Origin of the sequence: Mesorhizobium sp. M0243 (assembly GCF_040321775.1) — a bacterium.
GTDB lineage: Bacteria > Pseudomonadota > Alphaproteobacteria > Rhizobiales > Rhizobiaceae > Mesorhizobium.
On sequence record NZ_JAMYSF010000007.1, the window covers coordinates 200,630 to 220,742 of the forward strand.

Annotated in this window: 18 protein-coding genes; 7 read left to right on the top strand and 11 right to left on the bottom strand. The window is 64.4% G+C overall.

The window, feature by feature from the left end:
* Positions 1 to 147: 147 nt before the first annotated feature.
* The 3 genes from NKJ11_RS12150 to NKJ11_RS12160 are packed head-to-tail and all read right to left on the bottom strand — an operon-like array spanning position 148 to position 4,332.
* Positions 148 to 1,635, bottom strand: coding sequence for an aldehyde dehydrogenase (locus NKJ11_RS12150; RefSeq protein ID WP_352793395.1), 1,488 nt, complete (start codon positions 1,633 to 1,635; stop codon positions 148 to 150).
* Entirely contained in the window at positions 1,632 to 2,825 is a 1,194-nt protein-coding gene (locus NKJ11_RS12155; RefSeq protein WP_352793397.1) for a cytochrome P450, read from the bottom strand. The genes NKJ11_RS12150 and NKJ11_RS12155 overlap by 4 nt, the downstream gene beginning before the upstream one ends.
* Before the next feature lie 58 nt (positions 2,826 to 2,883).
* The gene (locus NKJ11_RS12160; RefSeq protein ID WP_352628953.1) at positions 2,884 to 4,332 is read right to left on the bottom strand and encodes an APC family permease; all 1,449 of its coding nucleotides are present in this window, start codon (positions 4,330 to 4,332) and stop codon (positions 2,884 to 2,886) included.
* A 173-nt stretch (positions 4,333 to 4,505) separates the two neighbouring features.
* Between NKJ11_RS12160 and NKJ11_RS12165 the strand changes: the two genes are divergently transcribed.
* From NKJ11_RS12165 to NKJ11_RS12190, 6 genes are read left to right on the top strand one after another with little or no spacing between them, the layout of a single operon-like run.
* Positions 4,506 to 5,276: an IclR family transcriptional regulator gene (locus NKJ11_RS12165; RefSeq protein WP_352628951.1), complete on the top strand. Its 771-nt coding sequence runs from the start codon at positions 4,506 to 4,508 to the stop codon at positions 5,274 to 5,276.
* Positions 5,276 to 6,556, top strand: a complete 1,281-nt coding sequence (locus NKJ11_RS12170) for a Tm-1-like ATP-binding domain-containing protein (RefSeq protein WP_352793399.1) — start codon at positions 5,276 to 5,278, stop codon at positions 6,554 to 6,556. Before NKJ11_RS12165 ends, NKJ11_RS12170 begins: the two co-directional genes overlap by 1 nt.
* Positions 6,553 to 7,221, top strand: a complete 669-nt coding sequence (locus tag NKJ11_RS12175) for an HAD family hydrolase (RefSeq protein ID WP_352793401.1) — start codon at positions 6,553 to 6,555, stop codon at positions 7,219 to 7,221. Before NKJ11_RS12170 ends, NKJ11_RS12175 begins: the two co-directional genes overlap by 4 nt.
* A gap of 20 nt (positions 7,222 to 7,241) precedes the next feature.
* Positions 7,242 to 8,591 (top strand): aminotransferase class III-fold pyridoxal phosphate-dependent enzyme, encoded by a 1,350-nt coding sequence (locus tag NKJ11_RS12180; protein ID WP_352793403.1) that lies wholly within the window; start codon positions 7,242 to 7,244, stop codon positions 8,589 to 8,591.
* A 34-nt stretch (positions 8,592 to 8,625) separates the two neighbouring features.
* A complete protein-coding gene (locus NKJ11_RS12185) occupies positions 8,626 to 9,918 on the top strand; it encodes an aminotransferase class III-fold pyridoxal phosphate-dependent enzyme (RefSeq protein ID WP_352793405.1) in 1,293 nt (430 codons plus the stop codon).
* Positions 9,915 to 10,937 (top strand): phosphotransferase enzyme family protein, encoded by a 1,023-nt coding sequence (locus NKJ11_RS12190; RefSeq protein ID WP_352793407.1) that lies wholly within the window; start codon positions 9,915 to 9,917, stop codon positions 10,935 to 10,937. The genes NKJ11_RS12185 and NKJ11_RS12190 overlap by 4 nt, the downstream gene beginning before the upstream one ends.
* 28 nt (positions 10,938 to 10,965) lie before the next feature.
* Here NKJ11_RS12190 and hpaH read toward each other — a convergent pair whose 3' ends face one another.
* The 5 genes from hpaH to NKJ11_RS12215 are packed head-to-tail and all read right to left on the bottom strand — an operon-like array spanning position 10,966 to position 15,575.
* The gene (hpaH, locus tag NKJ11_RS12195; protein WP_352793409.1) at positions 10,966 to 11,772 is read right to left on the bottom strand and encodes a 2-oxo-hept-4-ene-1,7-dioate hydratase; all 807 of its coding nucleotides are present in this window, start codon (positions 11,770 to 11,772) and stop codon (positions 10,966 to 10,968) included.
* Positions 11,769 to 12,644, bottom strand: coding sequence for a fumarylacetoacetate hydrolase family protein (locus NKJ11_RS12200; protein WP_352793411.1), 876 nt, complete (start codon positions 12,642 to 12,644; stop codon positions 11,769 to 11,771). The genes hpaH and NKJ11_RS12200 overlap by 4 nt, the downstream gene beginning before the upstream one ends.
* A gap of 20 nt (positions 12,645 to 12,664) precedes the next feature.
* Positions 12,665 to 13,645 (bottom strand): 3,4-dihydroxyphenylacetate 2,3-dioxygenase, encoded by a 981-nt coding sequence (gene hpaD, locus NKJ11_RS12205; protein ID WP_352751994.1) that lies wholly within the window; start codon positions 13,643 to 13,645, stop codon positions 12,665 to 12,667.
* A gap of 14 nt (positions 13,646 to 13,659) precedes the next feature.
* A complete protein-coding gene (gene hpaE, locus NKJ11_RS12210) occupies positions 13,660 to 15,177 on the bottom strand; it encodes a 5-carboxymethyl-2-hydroxymuconate semialdehyde dehydrogenase (protein WP_352751996.1) in 1,518 nt (505 codons plus the stop codon).
* A gap of 11 nt (positions 15,178 to 15,188) precedes the next feature.
* Positions 15,189 to 15,575, bottom strand: coding sequence for a 5-carboxymethyl-2-hydroxymuconate Delta-isomerase (locus NKJ11_RS12215; protein ID WP_023810846.1), 387 nt, complete (start codon positions 15,573 to 15,575; stop codon positions 15,189 to 15,191).
* Positions 15,576 to 15,790: 215 nt separating this feature from the next.
* Here NKJ11_RS12215 and hpaR point away from each other — a divergent pair, with 215 nt between their 5' ends.
* Positions 15,791 to 16,186, top strand: coding sequence for a homoprotocatechuate degradation operon regulator HpaR (gene hpaR / locus NKJ11_RS12220; RefSeq protein ID WP_127276380.1), 396 nt, complete (start codon positions 15,791 to 15,793; stop codon positions 16,184 to 16,186).
* 88 nt (positions 16,187 to 16,274) lie between these two features.
* Here the strand turns inward: hpaR and NKJ11_RS12225 are convergent, their stop codons facing one another.
* The 3 genes from NKJ11_RS12225 to NKJ11_RS12235 form a co-directional block, all read right to left on the bottom strand.
* Positions 16,275 to 17,405, bottom strand: a complete 1,131-nt coding sequence (locus NKJ11_RS12225) for an aminomethyl transferase family protein (protein ID WP_352793413.1) — start codon at positions 17,403 to 17,405, stop codon at positions 16,275 to 16,277.
* Between the two features lie 52 nt (positions 17,406 to 17,457).
* On the bottom strand, positions 17,458 to 18,234 hold the full coding sequence (locus tag NKJ11_RS12230; protein WP_352793415.1) for an ABC transporter substrate-binding protein: 777 nt from the start codon (positions 18,232 to 18,234) through the stop codon (positions 17,458 to 17,460).
* Between the two features lie 124 nt (positions 18,235 to 18,358).
* Positions 18,359 to 20,101 carry a hydantoinase B/oxoprolinase family protein gene (locus NKJ11_RS12235; RefSeq protein WP_352793442.1) on the bottom strand — a complete coding sequence of 581 codons (1,743 nt, stop codon included), beginning with the start codon at positions 20,099 to 20,101 and terminating at the stop codon, positions 18,359 to 18,361.
* Between the last annotated feature and the right edge of the window lie 12 nt (positions 20,102 to 20,113).

The window sequence follows — 20,113 nt, forward strand, 5'->3', positions numbered from 1 at the left end:
TCTCGCCAAAGCCAGGAATATTCTCTCAAAAATTCCAACGAAGAGAGAACAAGATGGCGCTCGGCCGACCGCCGCCGGATCTAAGGCGATCCTGGGCATCTCCGTGGGAAGGTCAGATTCGGAGGCAGGCCAGCGCCACGGTTGGTCTCAAAGCGCGATCCACGCGGTCTTGAGTTCCAGATATTTCTCCAGCGCGTGCAGCGACTTGTCGCGGCCGAAGCCCGACTGCTTGACGCCGCCGAGCGGCACGGTGATGTCGGCGCCGCCATAGGTGTTGACGTGGACGACGCCGGCATTGATGGCGCGCACCATGCGATGCGCGGTGGAGAGGTTGGCGGTCCACACCGCGGAGGCAAGCCCGTAGACGGTCGAATTGGCAAGCCGAACCGCCTCCTCCTCGGTTTCGAAGCGCATGACGCCGAGTACGGGCCCGAACACCTCCTCACGCGCAAGCTGCATGTCTTGCGTGACGTTCTCGAAGATCGTCGGCGCCATGTAGCTGCCGCCGGTCTCGGTCAGGATCCGTTCGCCGCCGGTGACGAGACGGGCACCTTCTTCCGTGGCCCTGGCGACGAAACCGAGGTTCTTGTCCAGCTGTTCGGCGCTCGACACCGCACCGATGTCGCTGGAGAGATCGAGCGGGTCGCCGACTTTCAGCCGGGTCGTTGCCAAGAGAAGCTCGTCCATGAAACGGTCATAGACCGACGCCTGGACGAGCAGGCGCGAGCCGGCGACGCAGACCTGGCCGGAATTGCGAAAAATGCCGTTGGCCGAGACGCCCGCCGCCTGTTTTAGGTCGGGAGCATCGGCAAAGACGATGTTGGGCGACTTGCCGCCGAGTTCGAGGAAGACGCGTTTCAGGTTGGAGCGAGCGGAATATTCGAGCAGCCGCCGGCCGACCGGGCCGGAACCGGTGAAGGCGATGGCGTCGACATCCATATGCAGGCCGAGCGCCTCGCCGGTAACCGAACCACGGCCGGTGACGACATTGAGCACACCGGCGGGAAGTCCGGCCTCGCTTGCCAGTTCGGCCAGCCGCAGCAGCGTGAGCGAAGCGATTTCCGGCGGCTTGACCACCACGCAATTGCCGGCGGCCAGCGCCGGCGCGATTTTCCAGGCGCCGATCATCAGCGGAAAGTTCCACGGCACGATAACGCCGACGACGCCGAGCGGCTCCTTGTGGATCAGTCCCAGCACATTGTCGGCGGTCGGCGCGATCTCGCCATAGACCTTGTCGATCGCCTCGGCATAGTAGCGGAGGGTGCCTGCCGCCGAGAGCGGTTCGGCCTTGTAGGCCATGCCGATCTCGGTGCCATTGTCGCGCACGCCGAGCACGGCGAGCTCGTCGGCATGCTTTTCGACCAGCTCGGCGAATTTCGTCAGCACCTTCTTGCGAAAGGCCGGCGCTGATCGCGACCACGAGCCCTTCTCGAACGCCTTGCGCGCCGACTTCACGGCGCGGTCGATATCGGCGGCGTTGCCGTCGGCGATGCTGGCGAAAGGTCGGCCGTCGATCGGCGACGTCACCGGCAGGCTTGCGCCGCTTGTTGCCTCGATCTGCACGCCATCGATGAACAGGCCCCGCGCGCCGATCTCCGTCCTGCGCAGCGTGTCGATGGCACTCTGACTGATCATGGGTGACGGACTCCAAGGGAAACATGCAATGTGGTTGGCGCGCGGAATTCCCAGCCGCGAAACACCGGTTCCTTGCCCTGCACAAGGCTGAGATCGGGGAAGCGTTGGAGCAACAGCCTTACCGCAAGGCACATCTGCTCGCGTGCGAAAAACCGGCCCGAGCAGAAATGATGGCCGAAGCCGAAGGCGGCATGGTTGCCTTCGTTGCGGTTGATGTCGAAGCGGTCGGGATCGGCAAAGCGGCTCTCGTCGCGGCTTGCCGAAGAGACGAGGGCGGCCACCGCTGCACCGGCCGGGATCGTCACGCCGCCAAGCTCGACCGCCCGCGTCGTCTGCCGTGTCTGGGTGCCGATCGGCGCGACCCAGCGCAAGCCCTCGTCAACCGCTTTGGGCACGAAGGTCTCGGGATCGGCGAGCACCTGCCGCATCTGTTCGGGATGGGCCAGCAGGCCGGCGACGATCGAGCCGGCGCCATGTCCGGGCTCCTGCATGCCGCCGAGCAGGATGACCTTGATGCTCGGCATCAGGAAGTCGATCGGCCGTGTCGTGCCGTCCGGCATGCCGTCATGCAGCATATGCGACAGCGCGGAGTCGTCAGGCGCACGCGCAAGCCTCTCCAGCGTCGGCAGGATGGCGTCGCCGACCTCGGCGCTGATCGCGTCGGCTATTTGCTGCCGCTTCGCGTCGTTCTCGAAATTGATGGCGCCCTGGGCAAGGCCGTAGAACCAGCGGCGCAGCGTCGGCATGTCGATGTCGGCAAGGCCGAGCGAGCGCGCCAGGCTGAGCGTCGACACCGGCTCGAAATAGTCGGCCATCAGCTCGGCCGAGCCGCGCTCCGCAATTTGGTCGAGAAAAGGTTCGGCGATCGACCGCACGAGGTCGCCGGCATAGGAAGCGACGGTGCGCGGCCGGTATTTCGGGTCTACGCCCTGGCGCAGTTGCTTGTGCGTCTCGCCATCGGTGGTCAGGATGGTCGGCTTGCCGAAGGAGCGCTCGACCGGCGATGAGCCGACGACGGCGGAGAAGATGTCGGGAGACTTGGCGACGCTCTCGACATCCTTCCAGCGGGTGACGAACCACAGATTGACCGCCGGCACGAAGGTGACCGGCGCACTGCGCCTGAGCTCTGCATAGATCGGGTAGGGATCTGCTTCCAATGCCTCGACGGTGATATTTTCGGCAAAGCTCAAATCCGCCACTCCCTTTGTGGTGTAAGGGGCGGCGTGGCACGCCGCCCCTTTGCTTTCCTCAATCTTTCAGCGGCTGGCCGAGGTTTTTGAACGCGACCGGATCGCGGCTCTTCAGCGCGCTGGCCAGCAGCAGGCCGACGATCGCGGCGATCAGCACCAGCCCCGGCAGGAACACGCCAAGGAAACCGCCGGCCCCGGACAGGCTGCCGAAATTGATGACGATCAGGTAGATGATGATGACGAAGGCGATGAAGGTCAGCCCGGGCAGGATGGTGGTCTTCATCGCGTTCTCCTGCGTCGATGGATTGGCGCGGAAGAACATCACCACGGCAAGCGAGGCCACCGCCATCATGACGATGACGCCGAGCGTCGCGACATTGGTCAGCCACGAAAACAGCGCCAGCACCGGATCGAGGCCGAGCACGGCGAAGAGGCCGACGACGACCGCGGCGAGCACGCTCTGGATGACCGAGGCGACATGCGGGCTCTGGTGCACCGCATGCGTCACGCCGATCGTCTGCGGCAACAGTTTTTCGCGGCCCGAGACATAGATATAGCGCGCAACCGCATTGTGGAACGCCAGCACGCCGGCAAACAGGCTCGACACGAACAGGATGCTCATCGCCTGCGACAGCATCGTGCCGGCGTAACGATCCGACAGGCCGAACAGGAAGGTCGTCGGATCCTGCAGCCCCTGCAGCGTCGGCAGCAGCTTGTCGACACCGGCGCCGACCGCCATCAGCCATGCCGTGAGCATGTAGAAGACACCGATCAGCACGACCGAAAAATAGGTGGCGCGCGGAATGGTGATCTTTGGATCGCGTGCCTCCTCGGCATAGATCGTCGTCGCCTCGAAACCGATGAAGGCGGCAAAGCAGAACAGGATGGCGATGGCCGGCGAGCCGCTGACGATCTGGCTCCAGCTGAATGGCGCCGCCGACAGGCCGCTGTCGCCGCCGGTCTTGAGGATGGCGATGTCGAGGACCAGCACCACAAGATATTCGCACAGCACCAGCACCGTCAGGATCTTGGCGGAGAGGTCGACCTGTCGGTAGCCGAGCACGGCCACCAGCGCGATGGCGATGAAGCTCCACACCCACCAGGGCAAATTGATGCCCCAGCCGGCGAACAGGCCTGATGTCGCGGCACCGAGCAGGCCCATGACCCCGATCTGCATGGCATTGTAGGACAGGATGGCGATCAGCGCCGTGGCGCCGCCGGCCATGCTGCCGAGGCCGCGCGCGGCATAGGCATAGAAGGCGCCGGCATTGCCGACATGGCGTGACATGGCGACATAGCCAACCGCGAACAAAAGCAGCAGCACCGTCACGATCAGATAGGTGCCGGCAAAGCCGGCGCCATTGCCCATCAGCATGCCGAGCGGCGTGCCGCCGGCGACGGCCGTGAGCGGGGCGGCCGCCGAAATCACCATGAAGGTGATGGCGCCGACGCCAAGACTGTTCTTGCGCAGCCTGTTGGCCGGCGCCTGTTCTGCAACTGCCGTCATTGATCCCTCCTGTTTGCAAACCCTCAGGCTCGCCGGCCGAATGGCCTGTCCCATGCACTCTGGTGGTCGGTTCATTATTCGAACCGTTATTTTGAATATAGACTTGCAAACAATGCCGATGCCTGTCAAGTTAATTCACACGTTAAATGATTGTCCCGAACCGGGAGGCAAATTTGAGTACGGTCGGAAAAGCGATCTCGCTTCTGGAGCTGTTCAGCGTCGACGAGCCCGAGCTCGGCCTGTCCGATCTGGCGCGCCGCTCGGGCTTCGACAAGGCGACGACAAGGCGGCTGCTGGTTGCGCTGGCCGGCCATGGTTTTGTCGAGCAGGATGCGGGCACGCGGCACTATCGCCTCGGCGCCGGCCTGTCGCGGCTGGCTCGCATCCGCGAGGCGCGCTTTCCCTTCCTGCAGACAGCTGTTCCGCTGGTGCGGGATCTGGCGGCATCGACGGCCGAGACCGTGCATTTGTCGGAATTCGGCGTCGACAGGCTGGTCACCGTCCATGTCGAGCATCCGGCATGGGCGAACCGGGTCAACATCGACATCGGTCAGTTGCTGCCCCTGCATTCGACCGCGTCGGGCATCGCCTATCTGGCCTTTGCACGCGACGAGACCGTCAAGGCGTGCCTGACGGGTTCGCTCGACGCTTTCACGGCCCATACGCTGATCGAGCCGGCCGCAATCTCAAGATCCATGAGCGAGGCGCGCGAGCGCGGCTATTCGATCTGCGACCAGGGCTATGAGGAAGGTGTGATCAGCGTCGCGGCGGCAATCCGCGGGCCGGATGGCTTTGCGCTCGGCACCATCGCGGTGGCGGCGCCAAAGGCCAGAACGACGGCAGCCGCGATCGCCGAACGGGGACTTGCCGTGAGGGAGGCGGCACGGGAGATTTCCATGCGCCTCAACGGCGAAAACCTGCAAATCTTGAGGAGGCAGGCCTGATGCCCTTGGAGACAGCGCCCCGCATCCTGGTCATCGGCACCGGCGACACAAAGGCCGAAGAGCTGCTGTTCATGAAACAGTGCATCGATGCGTCGGGCGGCAGCGCCGTGATGATGGATGTCAGCGTGCTGGGCGACCCGCCCTACAGCCCGGACCACGACAAGCACGCCGTGGCCCGGGCTGTAGATGTGACGATCGCCGAGATCGTTTCGAGCGGTGATGAGAACACCGCCATGACGCTGATGGCCGGCGGCGCCGTGCAGCTGGTGCGCAAGCTCCATCAAAGTGGCGAGATCGACGCCTTCATTGCCATAGGCGGCTCCATGGGAACCGATCTGGCGCTCGACGTGGCGCTTTGCCTGCCGCTCGGCGTGCCGAAATTCGTCGTCTCGACCATCGCCTATTCGCATCTCATCCCGCCCGAGCGCGTCGCCCCCGACCTGATGATGATCCTGTGGGCGGGCGGACTGTACGGCCTCAACAACATCTGCAGGCTGGTGCTGTCGCAGGCCTGCGGTGCGGTCGTCGGCGCGGCTAAAATCGTACTGGCGTCTCGCGCGTCGGCGCAGGCACCGGGGCCGACCATCGGCATGACCTCGCTCGGCAGCAGCTGCCTGCGCTACATGAAGACGCTGAAGCCGGCGCTGGAACAGCGCGGCTATGACGTTGCCGTCTTCCACACCACCGGAATGGGCGGTCGCGCCTTCGAATCGATCGCCGGACAGGGGCATTTCTGCGCGGTGTTCGATTTCAGCCTGCAGGAAATCACCAATCATCTGGCCGGCTCCGTCGTCAGCTCCGGCGCCGACCGGCTGGAGAATGCCGGCGCCCGCGGCATTCCCCAGATCGCAGCGCCCGGCGCCGTCGACATGGTCGATCTGCCGACCTGGCAGGATTTGCCGGCTAAATTCTTGGGGCGGCCGTTTCACGCCCACAACCGGTTGATCGGTTCGGTCACCGTCGATGCCGACGACCGCCGCCAGGTTGCCAGGGCCATCGCCGCCAAGCTCGGCGCCGCGAAAGGCCGCTCCGCCTTCATCCTGCCTACCAGCGGCATCCAGGAGTGGGATACGCAGGGTGAGCCACTCTATGAGCCCGAAGCCCTGGCCGCCTTCGCCGATGAAATGCGCAAGGCCATGCCCGCCAGCGTGGAGTTCCATGAGATCGACGCCCACATCAACAGCGACGACTTCGTCGGCAAGGCGCTCGAGATCTTCGACCGCTGGGTCGAGGAAGGCATCGTCCCGCGCGGCAAGCCGGCCAAGGGAGTGGCCGCGTGAGTGCTGTTCCCGCCCAGGCGCTTGTCCTTGATTTCGGCGGCGTCGTCACCCGGACCCTGTTCGAAACGCATGCTTTGACCGAACAGGCGCTCGGCCTTGCGCCTGGAACGCTGCAATGGCGCGGGCCGTTCGATCCGGACAGCGATCCGCTGTGGCGCGCGATGCAGGCCGATGAGATCAGCGAGCGCGACTATTGGCGCACCCGCACAAGCGAGGTTGGCCGTCTGGTCGGCGAAGACTGGCAGGCGATGGAAACCTTCGTCCAGCGTGCGCGTGGCGCCGAGCCGGAAAAGGTGGTGCGGCCCGAAGCCGACAGCGCCATCCGTGCCGTTTATGCGGCCGGATTTCGATTGGCGATCCTGTCCAACGAACTCGACCTTTTCTACGGCGCCGACTTTCGCCGGCGGCTGCCGTTGCTCGGCCTGTTCGACGTGATCGTCGACGCGACATATACCGGCATCCTCAAGCCCGATCCGCGCGCCTATGCCTTCGTCACCGAGGCGCTCGGCCTGCCTGCCGGGGCTTGCGTCTTCGTCGATGACCAGCAGCGCAATGTCGATGGCGGCATCGCCGCCGGCATGCGCACGGTTCATTTCGACGTCGCCCGCCCGGCCCAATCCTATGCCGAAGCACTCGGCCATTTCGACCTCGTTCCTGTTGCCTGAGACCATTTGCGGAGCCTGCCATGCGCGACATCAATTTCCTCACCGAGACAAACGCCAAGCCGATCTGGCACCCGATGGCGCATCCGGCCGAGATGCGGGCCAACCCGCCGAAAGTCATCATGAAGGGCGAGGGGGTGATGGTCACCGACATCGCCGGCAACACCGTGCTCGATGCCGTCGGCGGCCTGTGGAACGTCAATCTCGGCTACAGCTGCGACCCGATCAAGAAGGCGATCGCCGACCAGCTCGGTGCGCTGCCCTATTATTCCGGTTTTCGCGGCACCTCGACCGGACCGTCGATCGAGCTCGCCTACGAACTCTGCGAATGGTTCGAGCCGGAAGGCATGGTGCGGACCTTCTTCACCTCGGGCGGTTCGGATTCGGTCGAAACAGCGCTTCGGCTGGCCCGGCAATACTGGAAGATCCGCGGCCAGGCCGACCGCACCAAATTCCTCGCCCTGAAGAAGGGCTATCACGGCACACATTTCGGCGGCGCGTCGGTCAACGGTAACGCCAATTTCCGCCGTAACTACGAGCCACTGCTGCCCGGCGTCTTCCACATTCCGGCACCCTGGACCTTCCGCAACCCGTTCGACGAGACCGACCCGGTGCGGCTGGCAAAACTCTGCGCCAAGGCGCTGGAGGATGAGATCGCCTTCCAGGGTGGCGACACCATCGCCGCTTTCATCATGGAGCCGGTCCTCGGCGCCGGCGGCGTCATCGTTCCGCATGAGAGTTTCATGCCGCTGGTGCGCGAGATCTGCGACCGCCACGAAATCCTGCTGATCGCCGACGAGGTGGTGACGGGCTTTGGCCGCACCGGCGCCTGGTCGGGCTCGCGGCTGTCCGGCGTGAAGCCGGATTTCATGACCATCGCCAAGGCGATCACCTCAGGCTATTTCCCGCTCGGCGCGACCTTGATCGGCGCCAAGGTGGCCGAGATCTTCGAGGCGGATAAAACCAGCTTCGGCGCGATCGGTCACGGCTATACCTATTCCGGCCACCCGGTCGGCTGCGCGGCGGGGCTGGCGGCGCTTGCCGAAACCAGGCGCCTTCGTCTGAACGAGAACGCCGCCGCGCGTGGTATCGAACTCGCAGCCGTGCTGGAAGAGCTGAAAGCCAGGCATGCGATCGTCGGTGATGTCAGGTACAAGGGCCTGATGGCGGCGCTAGAACTGGTCTCGGATCGGACCACCAAGAAGCCTACCGACAAGAAGACCATGGCGGTGGTTTCGGAGGCGGCCTATGAGGCTGGCGTCATGCTGCGTGTCTCCGGCAACGCCATCATCCTGTCGCCGCCGCTCATCATCACCGCCGCCGACGTGACGAAGATCGGTGAGGCGCTGGATGCCGGCCTGTCGAAGGTCTGACGGTTTAGTGAATGGAACGGAGTTTCGAGACACAATGAGTCAATCGCAAGAGGCGCTGGTTAGCCGGCGCTCCCGCCTGCTCGGCGCGAAATCGCAATTGTTCTATGACGAGCCCGTACATCTGGTGCGCGGCGAAGGCGTCTGGCTCTACGATGCCGATGGCCGCAAATATCTCGATGCCTACAACAATGTCGCCCATGTCGGTCACTGCCATCCGCATGTGGTCGAGGCGCTGTGCCGGCAGGCGAGCCTGCTCAACACCCACACGCGCTATCTGCACACCGCCATCCTCGATTATGTCGAACGGCTGACGGCGACGTTCGATGCGAGCCTCTCCACAGCCATCCTGACCTGCACCGGCAGCGAGGCCAACGACATTGCGCTGCGCATGGCGCAGGCGGCATCGGGGCAGATGGGCATCATCGCCACCGACGCCACCTATCACGGCAACACCACGGCGGTTTCGCAGCTCAGCACCCGCATGCCGCCGGTCGGCGGCCGCGCTCGCAATGTCAGGCTGGTGCCGGCGCCCGACAGTTTTCGCCACCCGGATGCGATGGAGAACGGCAAGGCTTTTGGCGATGCGGTGCGTGAAGCCATCGCCTCGCTGGCAAAGGACGGCATCGGCCTGTCCGGCATGATCCTGTGTCCGCTGCTTGCCAATGAAGGCTTTCCGGCGCTTCCTGCCGGCTTCTTCGACGACGCCTTGGCGGCGGTGCGCGAAGCGGGAGGGCTGGTCATCGCCGATGAGGTGCAGCCGGGTTTCGGGCGCACCGGCAGCCATTTCTGGGGTCATCAGCGCGCCGGCTTCGTTCCCGACATCGTCACCATGGGCAAGCCGATGGGCAACGGCCATCCGGTCGCCGCCGTGGTCACCTCGAGGGAGATCCTGGCGACCTTCCGCAACGCTTTCCGCTACTTCAACACCTTTGGCGGCAACCCGGTCTCCTGCGCGGTGGCGAATGCCGTCCTCGACGTCATCGAGCAGGAAAATCTTGTCGCCAACGCGCGCGATGTCGGCGCCTATGCGCTCGGCCTGCTGCGCCCGCTGGCCGAGCGCCATGAATGCATCGGCGAGGTCAGGGGCGCCGGGCTGTTCTTCGGCGCCGAGTTGGTTCATGACCGCGAGAGCCGCGAGCCGGCGCCCGACATTGCCGAGCAGGTCGCCAACCGCATGCGCCACCGTGGCGTGCTGATGGGCAAGACCGGCATCCATGGCAATGTGCTGAAAATCCGCCCGCCGATGCCTTTTTCGCGCGACAATGCCGACGTCCTGATCGGCGTGCTCGACGAGGTGCTTGGTGAAGTCGGCGGAGTGAAGGCGTGAACGCTGTTTCCACGCAATCCGAGCCCGAGACGGCAGCGGACGTCACGGCGCTCGCCAGGCGCGCGCTCGAACATTGGGGCATTCGTGAGGGTGAGCCGGAGCTGCTGAAATTCCGCGAGAACGCGGTGTTTCGCGTCATCTTGCCAACAGGCCAGCCGGCCGCCATGCGCATTCATCGGCTTGGCTATCACACGGACGCCGCCCTGCGCTCGGAACTGCAATGGATGGGCTTTCTGCAATCGGCCGGCATCGCCACACCCTCGCCGGTCGCCACGCCGGCCGGCGATCTGTTCGTGCTTGTCAGCGCCAACGCCTCAGTGCAACCCCGTCAAGTCGATTGCTTGAGCTGGCTGGAAGGCCGCGCCGTCGGCGCGCGAGGCGTGCCGCTGGATTTTACGCCCGAGCAGGCAAGACAGGTCTTTACCGCGATGGGCCGAACCATCGCCCACATGCACAATGTCACGTCTGCCTGGACGCCGCCCGCCGGCTTTGCCCGCCATGCCTGGGATTTCGACGGCTTCTTCGGTGCGAACCCGATTTGGGGCCGTTTCGAGACCTCGCCCTTCCTCGACGGCCCTCGTCGCGAGCTGGTTTTCCAGGCGCGGGAAAAGGCCGTGGAGGCGCTGTCGGAGCATGAACGCAGCGCCCGCAATTTCGGCATCATCCACGCCGACCTGGTGCGCGAGAATGTGCTCGTCCATGACGGCGCGATCCGCATCATCGACTTCGACGATTGCGGCCATGGCTGGCACATGTACGACCTTGCCGTCGCGCTATACCAGAACCGCGAGGAGGCGATCTATCCGTTGATCGAGGCCGCTCTGCTCGACGGCTACCGGCAGGAGCGCGAGCTGACGGCGCAGGACATCGCCGCGTTGCCGCTTTTTTCCGCCTTGCGCGCCTTCGCCTTTCTTGGCTGGGTGCAGAGCCGCGTCGAAGGCGACATCACCAGGGAGGTCGGCCTGCGCATGTCGGCCATCGCGGCCGATGTGGTGATTGCCTATCTGCGTGGGGAATAGGGCCCGATCGATAAGAACTGGCGGGTCATCAGCCCTTCGCGAAATGGATGCTGACCGTGCCCGAGCTGCCGAAATCGGCAACGATCATGTCGCCGGGCCGCGCCTCGACCGGGCGCACGAACGATCCCGAGAGCACCACCTCACCTGCCGCGATCGACATGCCGTAGCGGGCGAGCCTGTCCGCCAGCCAGGCGATGCCCATCGCCGGATGGTTGAGCACGCCGGCACCGAGCCCGGTTTCCTCGACCTCGGCGTTGCGCGAAACGATGGCGCCGATCCAGCGCATGTCGGCCTCATCAGGACGTTGCGGCCGGCCGCCGATGACGATGCCGGCATTGGCGGCGTTGTCGGAAATCGTGTCGAAGAAGGTGCGCGCCTTCTTCGTCTCGGCATTGACGCGCTCGATGCGGGTGTCGAGGATTTCCAGCGCCGGCGTGATGTAGTCGGTGGCGTTGAGCACGTCGGAGATGGTCACGCCGGGACCTTTCAGCGGCGCCTTCATGACGAAGGCGATCTCGGCCTCGACGCGCGGCTGGATGAAGCGGTCGGCCGGCACCGTCGCGCCGTCATGGAAGAACATGTCGTCGAACAGCATGCCCGAATCCGGCGTGTCGATGGCGAGCGCATATTGCATCGCCTTCGAGGTCAGCCCGATCTTCCAGCCCTTCGGCTTCAGCCCGGCATCGATCTTGCGCGTCACCAGCGCCGCCTGCACGCGATAGGCGTCCTCCATCGTTGCCTCGGGAAAATCGAGGCTGAGCAGACGGATCTGACGGCGCGACCGCTCGGCCTCGAACAGCCGTGCCGCGGCGTCTTCCACTTGCTCCGGGGTCATTGCGCTGCCTCGTCAACGACACCGTTTCTGAGCACGCCGATGCCTTCGGCCTCCACCTCGATCACGTCGCCGGGCTTCAGCCAGATCGGCGGCTCGGAGCGGGCGCCGGCGCCCGTCGGCGTGCCGGTGACGATGATATCGCCCGGCACCAGCGTGGTGAAGGTCGAGACGTAGTTGATGATCTTGCGAAACGAGAAGATCATCCGGCTGGTGCGGTCCTGCTGGCGCAGCTCGCCATTGACGCGGGTGGTCAGCGCAATGTCGGCAATCTGCGCCTCGTCGGTGAACGGCACCAGCCAGGGGCCGATCGAACCCGTGCGGTCGAAATTCTTACCTTGCGTCACGTTGAACTTGGCATGGCGCACCCAGTCGCGGATGGTGCCCTCGTTGCACAGCGACAGCGCCGCAATATGGCCGAGCGCGTCGGCTTCCGCGATGCGCCGGCCTGCCTTGCCGATGACGATGACGATTTCGCCCTCATAGTCGAGCTGGGGTGATTCCGGCGGCCGCACCAGCGGCGCGCCATGGCCGACGAATGAACGGGGAAAGCGGATGAACAGCGACGGGTTGGAGGGCGCAGCCTGGCCGTCCTTGTACTCCTCGTTGCGGTCCGAATAGTTGACGCCAACGCAGATGATCTTTTCCGGCGACGGGATCGGGATTTCGTAGGCGATGGCGCCGAGCGGGAAATCGGCGGCGAAGGCCTCAGCCCCTTCCGCCAGCCGGCGCAAGGCGCCGGCCTCGATCACTTCGCGCAGCGTCGGCCATTCTCTGTGGCGCGCCGACAGGTCGACGACGCCCTTGCCCGTGATCGCGCCATAGCGCGCCTTGCCGCCGACGGTGAAGGTGGCGAGCCGCCCATGTCCAGTCATCCGGGTCTCCTCGTCCATCGTCACGGCGCAATGATCGGCGACGCCGTCAGATCCGGCTGGCGTGCCTTCGCCCCGGCAAACACACTACCCTCCTCAAACCAGCTTTTCGGCGCCGGCGCGCCCCACAGCGTCTGGCGCTGCGGGTCCTTGAGGTCCCATTTTATCGGCTCGAGGTCCGGATCGACCGTCTGGTAGTCCGAACAGTAGATCTCGATGCGGTGGTTGTCGGGATCGCGGACATAGAGAAAGAAGGCGTTGGAGATGCCGTGCCGGCCAGGGCCGCGTTCGATGTTCGGCAGATAGCCCGTCGTCGCCATCAGGTCGAGCAGGTCGATGATGTTGAGCGGCGTCGGCACCCAGAAGGCGACGTGGTGCAGGCGCGGGCCGATGCCGTTGGTGAAGGCGATGTCGTGCACGCCGCCCTTGCGGTGCGTCCACGCCGCCCACAGTCTTCCGCTGCTGGCGTCCTCGGTGTATTCGGTGACGCGGAAGCCGAGCTCGTTGTAGAAGGCGACGGATTCGTCGACATTGGGCGAGAAGCAGTTGAAGTGGTCGATGCGCAGCGGCTTCACGCCGTGATAGAGCACGTATTTCTGGTGGATCGGCGGCAGCCGCTCCATCTCAGCGTAGAATTCGAGCGGAATGCCGTGCGGATCGCGGGTGCGGAAGGTTCGCGACTGGTAAGGTCGCTCGACCCATTCCACCGGCAGGCCTTTTCCCTTGAAGAAATGCACCGCTTTGTCGAGATCCTCGTCCGAGAAGACCTTGAAGCCGAGGTCGCGGGCTTCGGCCGTGGCCCCCTTCTTCAGCACGATACAATGGTGCCCGCGCTCCTCCAGCGCCCTGAGATAGATGGTGTCCGAAGTCTCGTCGGTGACTTGGAGGCCGAGCGTATCGACATAGAACGCACGGGATTTGGCGAGGTCGGTGACGGCCAGCTCGACATGGCTGAGGCGCAGAATGTTGAAGGCGGGATAGAGATTGGGCTTGGGCAAGGACATCTGATTTCCTCCGGTCAGCCGCCGAGTTTCTGGATCGCGTGCGCGGTCGTCGCGAAGGCTACGTTCTTCGTCTCCATGTAGAAGTCGAAGGAATGGTCCCCGCCGTCGCGGCCGATGCCGGAACTCTTGACGCCGCCGAACGGTGTCGGCAAATGGCGCACATTCTCGGAATTGACCCAGATCATGCCGGCATCCAACGCATCGGTGAAGCGGAAGGCGCGGGTGACGTCGGACGTCCAGAGATAACCGGTCAGACCGTATTGGGTGTCGTTGGCCAGCGCGAGCGCTTCAGCCTCGTCCTTGAAGGGAATAGCGCTCAGCACCGGCCCGAAAATCTCCTCCTGCGCGATGCGCATGCCGTTGGAGACGTTGGTGAACAGGGTCGGGCCGACATAACAGCCGCCGCCCGGCCCATCGACCTTGCCGCCGCCGACGGCGAGCGTGGCCCCCTCCGACCTGCCGATCTCGATATAGGACAGCACCTTCTTTTCATGCACCGGATGGATCAGCGGCCCGACCACCGTTTTCGGATCGAGCGGGTGGCCGACGACGATGCGCTTCGCCCTCTCCGCGACTTTGGCGGTGAAGCTCTCATAGACCGAGGCTTCAACCAGCAGCCGCGACGACGAGGTGCAGCGTTCGCCATTCAGCGAATAGATCATGAATACGACGGCGTCGGCGGCGCGTTCGAGATCGGCGTCGGCAAAGACGATCACCGGGTTCTTGCCGCCAAGCTCGAAATGCACGCGCTTCAGCGTGTCGGCGCCTTGTTTCATGATCATCGAGCCGGTACGGCTTTCGCCGACAAAGCCGATCGCCTTGATGTCGGGATGCTCGGTCAACGCCTTGCCGGCATCTTCACCCAGGCCGTTGACCAGGTTCCAGACACCCTTCGGCAGGCCAGCCTCCTCGGCGATCTCGACGAGCAGGCGGGCGGTCAGCGGCGAAAATTCAGCCGGCTTATGAACCACGGTGCAACCGGCCGCCAGCGCTGGCGCGATCTTCCAGGTCGACAGCATGAACGGCGTGTTCCACGGCGTGATGATGCCTACCGGGCCGATTGGCACCCGCGTGGTGAGGTTGACCTGGCCCGTGGTCCGCAGCGTTTCGCCGTCGCGCGCTTCGGGCGCACGGTCGGCGAAGAAGCGGAAATTCTCGGCACCCCGCAACGCCGCCTTGGCCATAAATTTCAGCGCCTGGCCGGTATCCATGCATTCGACGAAGGCGATCTCCTCGGCACGCGCCTCGATCGCGTCGGCGATTCTGTGCAGCAGCTTCTTGCGTGCCTCGCCAGGCATGGCGGCCCAGGCCGGGAAAGCCGCCTTCGCCGCCCTGGCGGCGCGGTCGATGTCGGCAGCCCCGCCGCGCGCGACGCTTGCCAGCGGCTTCAGGTTGACCGGCGACAGCGTTTCGAACGTCGTGCCGTCGAGCGCCGGCACCGCCTCGCCGCCGATCTGGTTCAACACGCCATCGTGCTTGAAGCGGGCCAGATAGGCCTCGGCCTTATTCAGATTGCCTTGCAGGTCGGACATGTCGGGTTCCGTCACTTGCCGCGCAGTCGCGGGTGGATTGCGTTTCTCTTCCAGCTGAGCACCGGGTCGATTTCCCGGATTTCGAGCGACAGGGCGAAATGCGGGGTCTCGAACAGCGTGCCAAGGTATTCGCTCACCGCCGCGAAGACAGCCTCGCCAGTCCGCTTCTTGTCGTCGGCGCTGCGGCCGGTGCCGATGCGAAACGACATGTCGAGAAAGGCGTTTTCCGGCAGCCTGTCGGCCATCGCGTAGGCCTCGGCGCGAAACGCCCGCACCCGCACGGCGCCGGTTTCGAACAGCCCGGTGTCCAGCACTGTGCGCAACACCAGAGCGCACAATTCGCCCATATCGACCTTGGCATCGAGATTGGCCGAATACTCGATGGAGAAGTGAGGCACGGCGTTTCGTTCCCTGGGTTATTGCCTTGTTGTAGTTAACGCGTTAATTACATGCAGCATGCGCGAAGTCAAGCCTTGCATCGGCCTTGGCGCAACGATACGGGAAGGCGGGAACGGGCCCTGGCAGGCGGATTCGGCCGAGGGAGGGCCTGTTTCGATCGCAAGCGTGGGAGGCTCTTTTCTTGCTGCCGGAAAATACCCGTCGTTCTCTGCCGATGGCGCTGCTTCATGCCCGCGAAGCGGTGATGGCGCGGTTTCGGCCGATGCTTGCCGCGCATGACGTGACCGAACAGCAATGGCGCGTGCTGCGCGTGCTGAGCGAAGCCGGCCCGGTCGAGGCGACGGAACTCGCCGACCGCGCCTCGGTTTTGCCGCCCAGCCTGACGCGCATCATCAAGGCGCTCGAGGGACGCAAATTCATCACCCGCAACAAGGCCGAAGGCGACGGCCGCCGCGTCGTTCTAACCATTGCGCCCGCGGGTTCCGCCTTGATCGACGCCCTGTCGCCCGAGCGTCGCGTCATTTATGACGACATCGAACAGCGCTTCGGCCACGAAAAGCTCGAGCAGTTGCTCGATTTGCTGGAGACGCTGATCGATGGCGAAAGCTGATCGTTCCGGCTACCGCAGAAGTTTCGACGGTCGCTCGGGTTGACGGACCGCATACCTTGGAAAGGCCGAAACGCCCGATGGGGGTCAGCTAACCTCGCAACCTCATCCCTTCCGGATCGAAGAACGGTATCGGCGCCACGACCGCACGCGTCGGCTGACCACCGATATCAATGTTCAATTCGGTGCCGACAGCCGTGAAGGGCAGCCGCAGATGCGCGGTGGCCAGCACCTTGCCGAGGGAATAGCCGTGGTCGCTGTAGGTGACGATGCCGGCGTCCTCGCCATCGGCCAGAACCTTGGCATCGGTCGCGGCCGGCTTGTCGCCGTCGAGGATCAGTCCGACCCATTGCTCGTCGAGGCCGGTGTCGCGGACCTTGAGAAGCGCCTCGCGGCCGACGAAATCGCCCTTGTCGAACTTGATCCAGCGGTCGAGGCCGACATGGAACGGGGTGCGGCTCTCGTCCATGTCGATGCCGTGCGCCGGGTAGGCCTTTTCCAGGCCCAGCGTGAACATCGCCAGCACGCCATAGGGTTTCAGGCCAAAGTCACGGCCGGTGCGCATCAGCGCGTCCCAGAGCGAGGCCGCCTCGTCGGCCGGCACGAACAATTCGAAGCCGAGTTCGCCGGTCACGCCGGTGCGCGAGATCAGCACCCGCGTGCCGTTGATATGGCCCGACGTGAACGACCAGCGCTTCAGTTCATCCAGATCGGCATCCGCAATCAACGCTTTCAGCAGTTCGCGCGAGCGCGGACCCTGGATGGTCGGGAAGGCGATGGCCGCCGTGATGTCGGTGACATAGGCCTTGCGGCCCTGGGCGTGATGATGCAGCCAGGGCAGCATCTTCAGGCGGTTGACCGAGCCGGTCACCAGCATGAAGTGCTCCGGGCCCAACCGAAACACGGTGAGGTCGTCCATGATGCCGCCATCGTCGCGACAGACGGTGGAATAGCGCACCTGCCCCGGCTTCATCGCGGCGGCGTCATTGACGATGACATGGTTGACCAGCGCCTCGGCGTCCGGCCCCTTGACGTCCATCTTGCCCATCGTGCTGAGATCCTGCACGCCGACATTTTTGCGGGTGTTCAGGTGCTCGTCGGCAATGTCGGAATAAGTTTTGGCCGAGATGAAATCGCCCCCGACACGACCCATGGTCGCGCCCAGCCCGACGATGCTGCTGTAGAAAGGGGAACGCCGCTCAGCCAAGGAAGTCTCCATCATCCAAGAAAAACGGCAGCGCCAGGCGGCGCTGCCGAAGGTGATTGCGTCAGGATCAGCCGCCGTAGACGTCGAACGAGAAATATTTGTCGTTGATTTCCTTGTATTTTCCGTTGGCGCGCAGCGCGTCGATGGCCGTATTGAGCTTGTCGGCCAGTTCCTTTTTGCCCTTCTGCAGCGCGATGCCGACGCCGGGGCCGTGAATGGCCGGATCGGCCGTCAGAGTGCCGAGCAGCTTGCAGCAGGCGCCGTCGGGCTTCTTCAGCCATTCGGTCAAGATGATCGAGCCGTCCATCATCGCGTCGAGGCGGCCATTGGCCATGTCGGTGCGGGCGTCGTCGCCGGTCGGATAGGCCTTGACGGTGGAGCCTGAATATTTCTGCTCGGCGAATTTCTGGTGGATGGTCGCGGTCTGCACGCCGAGCGCCTTGCCTTTCAGGTCGTCCGGCGAGGTGCCCGCGACGGTTGAGTCCTTCGGTACGGCGATGGCCGGCGGTGTCTGGTAGTATTTGTGGGTGAACTCGACCTTCTCGGCCCGCTCGGGCGTGATGGTGATGTTGATGATGGCGTCGAACTTGCCGGCCTGCAGCGCCGGTATGGAACCATCGAAATCCTGCACGCTGAACTCACACTCGGCCTTCATCTCGGCGCACAGCGCCTTCCCCAAGTCGATGTCGAAGCCACCCAGCGTGCCGTCGGCACTGGCGTAATTGAAGGGCGGATAGGCGCCCTCGGTACCGATCCTGAGTTTTTTGTCCTGGGCGGAGGCGGCGCCCGTGGCAAGGGTGAGAGCGACGGAAGCGGCAAGCACGAAACGACCGGAAAGACGCATGTTCGAGTTCCCCGTTGAAAGCGGGAAGTCTACGGTCTTCCAGGCGTGTGACGGAGACGGAAACGACATGCGCTGCGGCGATCGCGGCGCGGCGGGCGATCCAGGCCAGGCGATCGGTGGTGCGTTACCCGGCGCGCTGCTTGTTGGTCGCCGCCCGGTCGATGGCCAACTCCCCGGCCGAGAGGACAACGCCAAACTTTTCGGTGGCTTCCTCTGATGTGTAGTACCCCAGCGCCACGTCGCGCAGCACCAGATCCGGATCGCGCTGCAGCGGATCGCCGTAGCCGCCGCCGCCCGGCGTGCCGACGCGCACGCGGTCGCCGGCCTTGAGCGCAATGTCCTGCTCCTTCGAAAGGTGCAGCGGCACATGTTCCTCGCCATTGCGGAAGACGGTCACCATGTTGACCGCGCCGTCCTTGCCGCCGAGTGCGCCTTGGGGGCCGAAACGGCCGTGATCCATGACGAAAGAAGCACGGGCGTCGCCGCGCAGGATTTCAACCTCATAGGCGAGGCCGAAACCGCCGCGATGCTTGCCTGCGCCGCCGGAGCCTTCACGCAAGGCGTAGTGGCGGTAAAGCACCGGGAATGCCTGTTCCATGATCTCGACCGGCGGCGATTTGGAAATGCCGATGGTCGAGCAGCCATTGGTCAGCCCGTCATGGCCTGAATTTCCGCCGTAACCGCCGCCGGAGATCTGGTACATGACGTAATCGCGGCCGCGCGCCGGGTCATTGCCGCCGAGCGCGAAATTGCCGCTGGAGCCGGCGGGCGCCGCCGTCACCTTGTCGGGCAGCGCCTGCACCATCGCCGCGAACACCGCCTCGGCGATGCGCTGCGACACTTCGGCCGCGCAACCCGAGACCGGGCGTGGATATTTGGCGTCGAGGAAAGTGCCTTCCGGCCGCTTAACTTCAAGCGGTTCGAAGGCACCGGCGCTGATCGGCACATCAGGGAAAATGTGGCGCATGGCGAGATAGACCGAGGACAAAGTCGTCGCCAGCACGCTGTTCATCGGCCCGGCGCACGGCTTGGACGAGCCGGTGAAATCGAAGGTCAGCGTATTGCCTTTTTTCTCGACGGCGAGCGCAATGGTCAGCGGCTCGTTGACCACCCCGTCGGAATCGACAAACGCCTTGGAATGGTAAGTGCCGTCGGGAATGGCTGAGATGTTGGCGCGCATCTGCTCGGCCGCGCGGCGGCACAGTTCGGCGATCGCCTCGACAACGGTTTCGTCACCGTAACGATCCAGGATTCCGTTAAGCCGGTCCTGGCCGATCAGCAGTGCGGCGGCCTGGGCCCTGATGTCGCCGATGCGCTGGTCGGCGACACGGATGTTGGAGCAGATGATGGCGTAGATCTCCGGATCGAGCACGCCCTTCTTGAACAGTTTTACCGGCGGCAGCCGCAGACCTTCCTGCTCGACTGCGGTCGCGGAGGCCGAAAACCCGCCCGGCACCGAGCCGCCAATGTCTGGCCAGTGGCCGGTGTTGGACAGCCAGCAGAAGATTTTTCCCGCCCGGTAGACCGGCATGGCGAAGCGCACATCCATCAGATGGGTGCCGCCGAGATAGGGGTCGTTAACGATGTAGATGTCGCCTGGTTCCGGCGGCAGGCAACGGCCGTCGGCGATCATCTCGATCACCGTCCTGGTCGAATATTGCATGACGCCGACGAACACCGGCAGGCCTTGGCTTCCCTGCGCGATCAGCGAACCATCGACAGCCGAATAGATGCCGTCGGAGCGGTCGTTGGCTTCGGCGATGACAGGCGAGAAAGCGGCGCGAGAGAACGTAAGGTCCATCTCGTCGCAGACCTGTTGCAGGGCCGCCTGGAGGACCGAAAGGGTGATGGCGTCGAGTTTTGCCATATCAATGTCAGG